13 protein-coding genes are annotated in these 8,722 nt (G+C 47.9%); 7 read left to right on the top strand and 6 right to left on the bottom strand.

Annotated features, from left to right (window positions below; all coding sequences use genetic code 11):
* The first annotated feature begins 12 nt into the window (after window positions 1–12).
* From H6F72_RS15370 to H6F72_RS15380, 3 genes are all read left to right on the top strand, one after another.
* The gene (locus H6F72_RS15370) at window positions 13–1,524 is read left to right on the top strand and encodes a transposase (RefSeq protein ID WP_190437236.1); all 1,512 of its coding nucleotides are present in this window, start codon (window positions 13–15) and stop codon (window positions 1,522–1,524) included.
* Between the two features lie 189 nt (window positions 1,525–1,713).
* Window positions 1,714–2,070 carry a hypothetical protein gene (locus tag H6F72_RS15375; protein ID WP_190437239.1) on the top strand — a complete coding sequence of 119 codons (357 nt, stop codon included), beginning with the start codon at window positions 1,714–1,716 and terminating at the stop codon, window positions 2,068–2,070.
* 301 nt (window positions 2,071–2,371) lie between these two features.
* Complete coding sequence (locus H6F72_RS15380; RefSeq protein ID WP_190437242.1) at window positions 2,372–2,557, top strand: hypothetical protein; 186 nt, start codon at window positions 2,372–2,374, stop codon at window positions 2,555–2,557.
* 30 nt (window positions 2,558–2,587) lie between these two features.
* Here H6F72_RS15380 and H6F72_RS15385 read toward each other — a convergent pair whose 3' ends face one another.
* Entirely contained in the window at window positions 2,588–2,923 is a 336-nt protein-coding gene (locus H6F72_RS15385; RefSeq protein WP_190437244.1) for a hypothetical protein, read from the bottom strand.
* A gap of 162 nt (window positions 2,924–3,085) precedes the next feature.
* On the opposite strand from H6F72_RS15385, the gene H6F72_RS15390 reads away from it, so the two are divergent.
* Window positions 3,086–3,487 (top strand): response regulator, encoded by a 402-nt coding sequence (locus H6F72_RS15390; RefSeq protein WP_190437247.1) that lies wholly within the window; start codon window positions 3,086–3,088, stop codon window positions 3,485–3,487.
* 13 nt (window positions 3,488–3,500) lie between these two features.
* Here the strand turns inward: H6F72_RS15390 and H6F72_RS15395 are convergent, their stop codons facing one another.
* The 3 genes from H6F72_RS15395 to H6F72_RS15405 all read right to left on the bottom strand — a co-directional run bounded on the left by H6F72_RS15395 (window position 3,501) and on the right by H6F72_RS15405 (window position 4,736).
* Window positions 3,501–3,710, bottom strand: a complete 210-nt coding sequence (locus tag H6F72_RS15395; protein ID WP_190437251.1) for a hypothetical protein — start codon at window positions 3,708–3,710, stop codon at window positions 3,501–3,503.
* A 125-nt stretch (window positions 3,711–3,835) separates the two neighbouring features.
* A complete protein-coding gene (locus H6F72_RS15400) occupies window positions 3,836–4,069 on the bottom strand; it encodes a hypothetical protein (RefSeq protein WP_190437254.1) in 234 nt (77 codons plus the stop codon).
* Between the two features lie 421 nt (window positions 4,070–4,490).
* Window positions 4,491–4,736 carry a hypothetical protein gene (locus H6F72_RS15405; protein WP_190437275.1) on the bottom strand — a complete coding sequence of 82 codons (246 nt, stop codon included), beginning with the start codon at window positions 4,734–4,736 and terminating at the stop codon, window positions 4,491–4,493.
* A 10-nt stretch (window positions 4,737–4,746) separates the two neighbouring features.
* Between H6F72_RS15405 and H6F72_RS15410 the strand changes: the two genes are divergently transcribed.
* On the top strand, window positions 4,747–4,914 hold the full coding sequence (locus H6F72_RS15410) for a DUF433 domain-containing protein (RefSeq protein ID WP_348252637.1): 168 nt from the start codon (window positions 4,747–4,749) through the stop codon (window positions 4,912–4,914).
* 447 nt (window positions 4,915–5,361) lie between these two features.
* Here the strand turns inward: H6F72_RS15410 and H6F72_RS15415 are convergent, their stop codons facing one another.
* Together H6F72_RS15415 and H6F72_RS15420 are read right to left on the bottom strand one after the other, a co-directional pair.
* Window positions 5,362–5,964 carry a site-specific integrase gene (locus H6F72_RS15415; protein WP_242016962.1) on the bottom strand — a complete coding sequence of 201 codons (603 nt, stop codon included), beginning with the start codon at window positions 5,962–5,964 and terminating at the stop codon, window positions 5,362–5,364.
* A 274-nt stretch (window positions 5,965–6,238) separates the two neighbouring features.
* Window positions 6,239–6,352, bottom strand: coding sequence for an ATP-binding protein (locus tag H6F72_RS15420; protein ID WP_199299112.1), 114 nt, complete (start codon window positions 6,350–6,352; stop codon window positions 6,239–6,241).
* 329 nt (window positions 6,353–6,681) lie between these two features.
* Here H6F72_RS15420 and H6F72_RS15425 point away from each other — a divergent pair, with 329 nt between their 5' ends.
* Entirely contained in the window at window positions 6,682–6,969 is a 288-nt protein-coding gene (locus H6F72_RS15425; RefSeq protein WP_190437262.1) for a DNA-binding transcriptional regulator, read from the top strand.
* Window positions 6,966–8,722: PAS domain S-box protein (locus H6F72_RS15430; RefSeq protein WP_190437265.1), on the top strand; the 1,757-nt coding region annotated here is incomplete at its 3' end. The genes H6F72_RS15425 and H6F72_RS15430, both read left to right, overlap by 4 nt.

Below are 8,722 nucleotides of genomic sequence, written 5' to 3' on the forward strand. Positions count from 1 at the left end.
AGAGTTCTAGAGATGTATAAGCTTACTTCAGATCTGTTTAGGGAAGCAGCAGAACGATTTGCTGTGATTGAGCCAGGATTGCTAACGCATTGGCCATCTAAATGCAAGTGTCCTGAACCTGGCATACGGTTCGAATGCCAAACTTGTCCTTACTATAAGAAGTTAGGGCAGTTAGTTCAGCAGCAAATAGATCCAGTTGGAGAGTTAGGTTTAGCAACCATTCGTCCTGTCAAACACGCAGATCCCTACACTGACCAGGTGAAGCAGCAGTGCATAGCGATGTATCAGCTAGGCTACTCTGTGAATGAAATTCAAGAACTTAACGGAATCCCTCTACGTCGCACCCTCCGAAATTGGTTGCGGACTAGTGGTCTACCAGGTCGTTCAGCTGATTTCTCAGAAAAGGAGAAGCAGATTTGCATTCAGTTATATCTTGACGGTTGGACACCCCGAGAAATTGAAGATCAGACTGACGTCTCCGCAGATACTATTACCGATTTGGTACACGCTGAGGGCATTGCTAGAGAAACTCGGTATCCGGAAGCAGTTAAACAGCAGAGTTTAGAGCTTTACAAAGAAGGGAAAACTGCTGCTCAAGTCGCTGAGATTACAGGTGTACATCCCGTAACTATCTATTCGTGGATAGCAGAAGCTGGCCTGGGGGGAAAGCAGAAGCGTTACTCAAAGGCGACGATAGACAAGTGTTTGAGGCTTTATAGAGAAGGAAAGTCACCCAAAGAAATCAGCGCTCTAACCAAAGTTAAAGCAGGAACGATTCGGTATTGGATCACAAAGGCCGGTCTGATTAAGGTTGAGGATGGCGATCAGGTTAAGGTCGTAACTCTGCTGCCTCCAGATCCCTCTCAGCCGGTCACACGCCAATCCTATGAAAGGAGGCCAGTCGGTTACTGGGAGAATTTTGACAACCTAAAGCGGGAACTTATTGCTCTTAATGAAATACGTGGGCAGATTGGTGTGATGCCAACTGCCCAAGAACTGCAACAAATGAAGCGGTGCGATCTGCAAAAGGCTGTTTCTGAATTTCATGGTGGGTATGCAGCGGTTGCCGAAAAGCTTGGTTTGATTTATGGCAAAAAAACCTATGGTTATTGGCTGGAATTCTCTAATCTTGAGCATGAATTAGTTGCTTTCATTGAGCATCATGGTACTCCTGGGGTGATGCCAACAAAGGAAGAGATTCAAGCAGTAGAACCATCTTTGTCTTGGGCGATCGGACAACACGGAGGGTTCTTGCAGGTGGCCCAACGCTTGAACCTGAAACTCTCTTACAGCAGGAAGCCTCGGGGTTACTGGAGGAATCTGGACAATATGAAGCGAGAAATTCTGGAGGTGGTTGAACAATTAGGTCAGATAGAGAAGACCATGCCAACGCATGAGGAGCTCACTCGAATCGGGCGTAAGGATTTGATCAATGCAATTGCGAGTAATGGAGGCTGGGCTTCTGTTGGGAAGCGGATTGGCCTACCCTATGTTAGAAATTACCCCAACCCTAATGACTACTGATGTTGGCTGGCGAGTGTGCCAATGGGGCGCGCTCTGGGTATCTTGAGTGAAGAGACAAAATCTCGCAACTAAATATTAGGTTATCGTTCCAAGAGCCTGCTGGTCATTTGACTGGTGGGCTCTTATGCTGTTGGCCTTCTTGTCATGACCTCGTTGCTTAGGATTACTACACTTTAAGGAGCTAGAACCATGACAAGCGATTCCCTCTTTCGAGCATCAATCAATCTCATCAAAATGAGAATTCATTTGTTGAAATTACGACTATATTTGAACGAGTATATCGAAGCAGAAAAAGCCAATGATGAGCGGCGAGAACAAGTAACGACTCCACATCCTAAAGGCTCGGTTGCAGAGAAGGATTACATTGATGGCTATCTCGATTATTTTGATGCTTGTCGAGAGCGGCAAATCCTGCATTGTCCTGGCGATCGCAGCCCTCACTATCGACAAGGGTGGGAAGCTTATGCGGCACAGCAATCCCGAGCATCTCAATTCCTATGGAGTGATACTGCGCCAAGAAGCGTGCGATCGCTTCGTATACAGTAAAGCATGAGGACAATCACATTTTTGTTTGAAGGGTAGGGCGATCGCTCCAGTCGAAAAAATCGAATAACTTTGGTGGCTCACGCAACTTTTCCGAGTCTTCGGTCATATTATCCAAAGCGGAAGTCTACCTGAAGTAAGATTACTTTCTTCAGGTAATAAGCGCAAAGCATTGATACGCCGTTGTTACATCCAAAGCCAGAGAACCAGTTAAACCCAGCTTATCGATCACTTTCACCTCAAAACGGCTAAAACCCTGATTCTGCTATTGATTGATAAGTTTTACTGAATTCGTCAGCATCGTTTGCGTTTACCACGGGCGATCGCTTCCCCACCATACGACCCAGCTCTCACACCCCACCCCGTCTCTGTTGAACTCGGGCGGGTGCGTGTCAATAAAAAAACGATCGCTCCTACTTCTACGCTAGAGGGGCGATCGCTTACCTTTTGGAACTTAATTTTACTTTGCTTGGTATCACACTACACCTAACAGCCCTTGAATAAAAGCAGTATCAACCCGTCATCCTTCCTTTTCATCACTGTCGGATGTGGCTGGGGAATCCTTTTCGTGGCGTTGAACTGCTGTTTGGTAATTCTCCCAGGCGGGTTGCTGTGAACTTGGACTCTGTTCAGCTGTTACCCGCTTGAACTGTTCCCACTGCTTCCGTTTCTCAAACCACTCTTTGCAAACTTCCTCAACCAGTTCGACTTCGCTACTCGTCAGGTTCTCGTTGGGAATATTGCGAGCCAAAATTCTGGCAACCTTGAACGCTTTTTCAAAGTCTATTCCCCACTTCACCAACTCTGTGCGATAGCTTTGCTCTTGCCTCTGCGTAGCTGAGAACCGCTCTTCCACAAAGACCCATGGTAACAACTGCTTTATTTAAGTACCCTGAGATACAGAATCACCCTAGCTAAAGGTAGAGTCTGCTTATTTCTATCGCCAGATATATAATCCTTAAGGATTAGTGCTTAAATACACTAATAAATCGTAGTGTTTACAGCAGGCAGAAGAAAAATGAGCCAGCGCTCACTGCTGCTGGGTCAACGAATCCTGGTGGTGGATGACGATATTGATACGCTCTTCTTGCTGAGCGTCACCCTCGAAGAGTACGGGGCAGAGGTCACTACTGCGACTTCAGTGGCAGAGGCGATCGAGCTGTTTAAGGAGTTACACCCCACCCTGATGATTAGTGACATTGGTCTCCCCTTTGAGGATGGTTTCTCCCTCATTCGAGAACTACGAACCTTGGAAGTGAAACGAGGGTGGCAGGTGCCTGCGATCGCTTTGACAGGGTATGCGGGGAAGGAGACGCGGGAGCGAGCTTTAGAGTTGGGCTTCCAGCAGTACCTAACCAAGCCAATCTTTCCAGACGTACTCATAGAAATTATCGTTCAGCTTCTGAGGCTGCGTGAGTAGCTAGCGATCGCCCTTAGTTGTGCAACTCAGAAGTTTGGTTGATCAAGGTCAACCCTTTTTGAGTGGCTAGTTGTAGGGCAAAGCCGTAAGCTATCTGATAATCCGCTTGGCTGGAGACGAAACGCCCTGGTCTGTAATCCAACTCATTGTCGAGGTATAACACAACCGCACCTTGATCAACATAGATAGAATAAAGGACGTTTTGTGCAGTATTAGCACTCATGGAAGTAAAGGTAGTGGTAGGGAACTGCCGTATTTTGTGTGCCCAGCGATGTAGCGCAAAACTACCAGGAGACGTATTTATTTCCTGTGGTCATAGAAATAGAAGCACCTCACTATCCCTAGTCTTTAAGTACCTAAAAGTGCTCGCTGTGAAGCGTAATGCTTAGTAACCAGGTTGATCAAGGGAAATCCTTTCTGAGCAGATAATGCCAAAGCAAAGTCACAGGCCATTTGGTAGTTTGGCTGGCTGCAAACAAAGCGCCCCGATACATAATCTGCCCCCTTATCGAGATACAAGACAACGGCACCTTGAGTGACATAGACAGAGTAGAGTAACGCCTGTGGGGTGTCAGCGTTCATGGAGATAGTGTTCATGGAGGTAACAAGGCTGATGGGGAACTGCATCATTTTCCAACGCAGATGAGCTAGGCGAAAAGTACCAGCAGAAATAGCTTTGTCTTCCTCGGCGCGGCCTACGTCACGGCATCGTCCGGGATGTTGAGCGAGAAATCCAGTAGCTCCTCCCCCTCTAATAGTTCAGGCGCGTAGCGGGGTTTTTTGGTGAGGGCCGCCGCTAGGTCTACCGGGGTCGTGGCGTCTCCTATCCCGTGCCCATAGGCCCCATACTGATCCGCCAGCCACTCGCGGGCGATCGCCACCTCGACGGATTCCCCTTTGAATTCGAGCAGGGCGGGCGCTAAAACTGGGAGCCCGTCAGTACCTGGTCAAGCCTGTCTCACTGACGACGTTAATCAAGGCGATTGAGGCAGAAGTCTACACTTCATCGTTCTAAAACGGACTTAGGGACTGAGGCGATCGTCTTGGTCGATAGGACAAACTTTTGGAACATTAGCTGAACGGCAGAATGACAAATAACAGTAGAGCGATCGAAGTACTGTTCTTGCCTGACACAATTAGGGAACAAGCTCACTGCGATCGAGGCTTGGTTGATGACTGAAATGAGTGAAATACTAAACCAATACACTGAGTTGAGCCCTGAGGTGACGGGTGAAGTGAGAGTGTTCAAGGGAACTCGCGTGTCTGCGTGGTTTGTCCTGACTTTAATTGAAGCAGGATGGAGTCAAGAAGACATGGCCAAGCATTACGACAGCATTCAACCTGAGGCAATCGCGGCAGTGTTTCAGTGGTGCGAGGAACAGCAGAATTTGAGGGCGGTTCTTGATGCCTTGCGTGAGGTCCCTTAGGTCAAGCTGGCAAAGCTGTTCTAGTGCCCTGCGATCGCCGAATTTTGTTGTCATCTGCGGCTTACTTTACAAAAGTCCTTCTAGCAGTGAGGACTGACTCATAAGTATTTAACTTGTATGTGGAAATTAAAACTTTGTTATCACAGCGCTAAGTAACCATCAATAAAGTATAAGAATATACTTTATTGATTTAGTAAATAGTTAAGCGATGGCTGTATTAGCAGGTGAATGCTTACTTTCCGAGGCAGGCCATTTGTACAAAGTTATAGAATCTGCCGATGACGTCGTTTCCCTAATTAGAGTCAATAGCTTTACGGTTCTTGCATTTAAGAGTTGTTCGATTCAGACTCTGTTTCGTCCCTGTGCTTGCTCTGAAACTAGAGATTCCTGCAACGGGTGGATACCGATTTCACAGGACATGCAAACGTAACGCGAATCAAAAGCATTTTAGAAACTAAGTGCCGCGATCGCCCCCTCCAGTTGCAGCTCCGAAACCTCTAGATATTGCTGGAGTGATTGTAAGCTTCGATGTCCAGAGATTTTCTGAATGACTCGCAGTGGCACCCCAGCATTGTGCATTTGGGTCAATGCTGTTCGTCGAAAACTATGCGTACTAACTCCAACCAGCCCCAGGCGATCGCACTTCTCCCTGAGAATCTCATCCGCTGACTTGGGATTGATGTACCCGCGCCCATGCCGTCCGGGGAAGAGATACTGCTTACCCACCATTGCCCAGTAAGCTTCCAGGTATCCTTTCAAGACTGAATTCACAGGAACCTGGCGCGTCTCCTGTTGTCCCTTCGTGTGGGACTTGCGAATCATAATTTTAGTTCTAACTCCCCTGGAGTCATAAGCATCTGGGATGAGAACGGAGCAAGCCTCATTGATGCGGCACCCTGTGTAAAGGCAAGTACCAAAGAGCGCTCGATCGCGATCGCCTTCAAACGACTCAAATAATTTGGCAATCTCGTAGGGCGTCAAAATCTTGGCTTGGCCGTGGCCGTCTACCTTCATCGAGCCACCTTCATTTCTACCTGAAGTAATTATCATTTCTTCAGGTAAATGGGTCAAAGCGTTGATGCACCGTTGTTACATCTAAAGGGGAAAGAGCAGTTAACCCCAGCTTATCGATCGCTCTCTTCCCAAAATGGCTGAAACCCTCATTCTGTCGTCAATCGATAAGTTTTACTTAATTTATTAGTATGGTTCATGTTTACCACGGGCGATCGCTTGAGTTACCATTGGCTTGGTTTTAGCAGTGGACGTGCAAGAGAGCCATTAAACCATTGCTGAAAGCTTTAAGCGATCTGCTGCAAGAGCTTGCTTATTGACTGAGCGGCAAGGTTACAGTGAAGGTTGTCCCTACATTGACCTCACTGGTCAACGAGATCGTTCCACCCGCTTGCTCAACGACCTGTTTCACAATTGCCAACCCCAAACCCCAACTAGCTAATAAAGGTCAACCCTTTTTGATGGGCTAGTTGCAAGGTGTGGATATGTCCCCTCTCTCCCTCCTACAACTCACAACTGTCTCCTCCCCAGCTTTTTTAATAGAACCTTCTATATGCGGAAATCTCAGACATTTTGTGATACACAACGACAGCTTCGTCAGTTTGAATATTAGTCACCCATCACCTAGCCACCTTTGTATCCTTAGAACTCTCTCTCAGGGTAGATAGAGGTATAAATCTATGCCCTCAGAATGAGGTATATAGCAGACGCTATAATCAACTGCTTTACCTATAAAAATTTTCCCTTCGAGTCCTCATGCTTAAAAAGACAGCAGCGCTAGCACAACCAGAAGTAAGTCATCTGATTCGCAAGCTGCGGCACCTCAGTGGATTAAGCCAAGAGCAGTTTGCCATAACCCTAGGCGTTGCTTTTAGCACGATTAATCGATGGGAAAACGGTCACATGCAGCCCTCTCCTCTAGCCCTAAAGCAAGTCAAAACAATGCTCGGTGAGTTAAGCCGTTCATCTGTAGTTGAGCTTCAGGAGCAAAGCCAAACCTTACTCAATCAGTATTTTTCAGAGACGGAGTCGAGCGCTCAATGACTGACGCGAAGGCTGTGATTTCGAGTCATTCCTCTTTTATACCCAATACAGAAACCACTGGCTTGCTAGAGAGTGAAGCGCGATTTCGATTCGTGCTAGAAGCTTCACCTGATGGATTCACCATCCTCCGTACTGTCCGGGATCAAGCAGGGGCGATCGCTGACTTCAGCATTGAATACGTCAATCCAGTTGTCGCCAGAGGTGTGAACCGTAGGCCCGAGGAAATTGTAGGTCAGCAGCTACTACAGCTGTTTCCCGAATGTAAAAACAGTGGTATTTTCGATCGCTACGTGACAGTCGCCGAAACTGGCATTTCTGAGACATTTGAGACGTTTTACAACAGTCAAGCACTAACCGGTTGGTTTCGTAACGTCGTTGTCAAGCTCAACGATGGGATTGCGGTTTCCTTTAGCAACATTACTGATCGCAAACAAGCAGAACTAGCACTTCAACAGCAAGAGCAGCACTTCAAAGTTGCTTTACAAACCGCCAAGCTGGGTTCTTGGGAGCATGACCTGATTACAGGAGTTTTAACTTGTTCGGCTCAATGTAAGGCGAACTTTGGCTTACCAGCCGATGCCGAGTTTACTCACGAAACCTTGTTTGCGGTGCTGCATCCCGATGACGTACCCCTGGTTCAGGCAGCAATTGAGCGTTCCATTCAATCAGGAACAGACTATGAGGTAGAGGAGCGTTGCTACCATCCTGATGGGAGTCTGCACTGGTTGATTGTCCGAGGTCAGATTATCTATGAGGCTAATGGCACGCCGATTCGCATGGTGGGGGTCACGCTCGATATCACAGAACGCAAGCAATTTGAGGAGTCGCTCCGAGCCGCCAACCAACATACTTCCAACATTCTGGAAAGCATCACAGATGCTTTCATCGCCTTTGACCGCGACTGGCGCTATATCTACGTCAACCAAGAAGCGGCTCGGATGTTAGGGCGATCGCCTGGGGACCTGTTGGGACAACGCTGGCAGGATGTTTTTCCTGAGGTGGCTCGGCAAAATACGGTGACAGGCCGAGCCCTCCACCAAGCGATGACGGAACAAGTGAGCGCTCGCTTGGAAGTCTTTTCTCTGGCAGCTCAGCGTTGGATAGAGATGTCCATTTTTCCTTCACCCAATGGAGTAGCTGCATGGTTTCGCGACATTAGTGACCGCAAACGAGCCGAGCACCGTCGAGATGCTCAATACGCGATCGCCCGTATCCTCGCAGAGGCTACGACCATTGCTGAAGCGGCCCCTGCAATTTTGCAAGCGCTCTGTGAGAATTTAGGCTGGCAAGTGGGTGTGCTTTGGAGTGTCATCCCAGAGCCACCCGTGCTCCATTGCATTGACTGCTGGCAAGCGCCAGATGCAGAGCTGCATAAATTCATTCAGACCAGTCAGCAAATGACCTTTGTCTCAGGTGTTGGGATTCCGGGTCGAGTCTGGGCCAACCGTCAACCCCTTTGGATCACCGAAATCAGTCAAGACAGCAACTTCCTCAGAGCGACGCTTTCTTCCCAGACTGGGCTAAAGTCTGCTTTTGGCTTTCCCATTCAGTTGGGTCACGAGATTCTAGGGATCATTGAGTGCTTTAGCGATCGCGTCCAAGAGCCGGACCCAGACCTATTGCAGATGATGGCCGCGATTGGTAGCCAAATAGGTCAATTTATGGAGCGGAAGCGGACAGAAATAGCTTTACGCGAGAGCCAAGATCTGTTCCAAAGCTTCATGAACCACAGCCCAATGGCAGCATTTATTAA

The sequence above is a fragment of the Trichocoleus sp. FACHB-46 genome (genome assembly GCF_014695385.1).
GTDB lineage: Bacteria > Cyanobacteriota > Cyanobacteriia > FACHB-46 > FACHB-46 > Trichocoleus.

What these genes read in the sequence shown, in the direction of transcription:
- H6F72_RS15395 (WP_190437251.1), bottom strand. Translation starts at nt 3,710, where the DNA reads ATGAGTGCTAATACTGCACAAAACGTCCTTTATTCTATCTATGTTGAT.
- H6F72_RS15425 (WP_190437262.1), top strand. Translation starts at nt 6,682, where the DNA reads ATGCTTAAAAAGACAGCAGCGCTAGCACAACCAGAAGTAAGTCATCTG.
- H6F72_RS15390 (WP_190437247.1), top strand. Translation starts at nt 3,086, where the DNA reads ATGAGCCAGCGCTCACTGCTGCTGGGTCAACGAATCCTGGTGGTGGAT.
- H6F72_RS15370 (WP_190437236.1), top strand. Translation starts at nt 13, where the DNA reads ATGTATAAGCTTACTTCAGATCTGTTTAGGGAAGCAGCAGAACGATTT.
- H6F72_RS15375 (WP_190437239.1), top strand. Translation starts at nt 1,714, where the DNA reads ATGACAAGCGATTCCCTCTTTCGAGCATCAATCAATCTCATCAAAATG.
- H6F72_RS15400 (WP_190437254.1), bottom strand. Translation starts at nt 4,069, where the DNA reads ATGAACGCTGACACCCCACAGGCGTTACTCTACTCTGTCTATGTCACT.
- H6F72_RS15415 (WP_242016962.1), bottom strand. Translation starts at nt 5,964, where the DNA reads ATGATAATTACTTCAGGTAGAAATGAAGGTGGCTCGATGAAGGTAGAC.